General features: G+C 42.0%; 1 protein-coding gene and 1 pseudogene. Both read left to right on the top strand.

Annotated elements, in window-relative coordinates; translation table 11 throughout:
• A pseudogene (gyrB, locus tag A3766_RS15170) lies at positions 1-359 on the top strand (DNA gyrase subunit B); the annotation flags it as partial.
• Positions 352-849 (top strand): TetR/AcrR family transcriptional regulator (locus A3766_RS15165; RefSeq protein WP_068642457.1); only part of this gene is annotated, 498 nt, incomplete at its 3' end. The pseudogene gyrB and the gene A3766_RS15165, both read left to right, overlap by 8 nt.

Here is an 849-nt window from a genome sequence, read left to right as displayed (position 1 = left end):
GTTATGAAAAAATTGTCACGATGGCGAAGTCTCTTGAAGGTATTTTCAGTGAGAATAGCTTTATTAAGCGTGGTGAAAAACAGTTTGCGATCACTGATTTTAAGCAAGGTTTAGAGGTTCTAATGAAGGAAGCTCAGCGTGGTCTTTATATTCAGCGATATAAAGGTCTAGGTGAGATGAACCCTGAGCAGCTCTGGGAAACAACGATGGACCCAGAAAGTCGCCGTATGATGAAAGTAAATATCGAAGATGCGGTTGCCGCTGATCAGATCTTTACGACCTTAATGGGTGATGAAGTTGAACCAAGACGAGACTTTATTCAGACAAATGCTTTGGAAGTAACAAACCTGGATGTCTAGTTCTAAGTCCCAAGGTGACGCCTCAATTAGTGCTGAAAGTAAGCCATATCACCATGGTGACTTGAAGACGGCATTAGTTGAGTCAGCTAAAGACATATTAAAAATTAAAGGCGTAGATGCTCTATCTTTAAGAGCCATTGCCGCAGAAGTAGGGGTGTCGCATATGGCACCTTATACTCACTTTAAGAACAAGAAAGAGCTCTTACAAGCTATCGCTGCATCAGGCTTCGATGACCTAACTAAACGCTTGATAGATATTAAGAAGAGCTATACTGATCCATGGGATTTGGTATTTAACTACGGCGTCGCCTACGTTCAGTTTGCCGTAGAAAACCCTGCAATTTATAGACTAATGCTGAGCCAGGCTGATACTGGTGGTCGTCGAAACAAGCTCGAAGCCTCAGCGAATCCAGAGATATCCCCTGTCCACGAAATTAGTTCTCAAAAGCCTTTTAAAATACTTAGACAAGCATTTGAGCATGGCAATGTT

It is taken from the genome of Oleiphilus sp. HI0132, from assembly GCF_001635845.1.
This window is presented reverse-complemented; position numbering and strand designations above follow the sequence as displayed.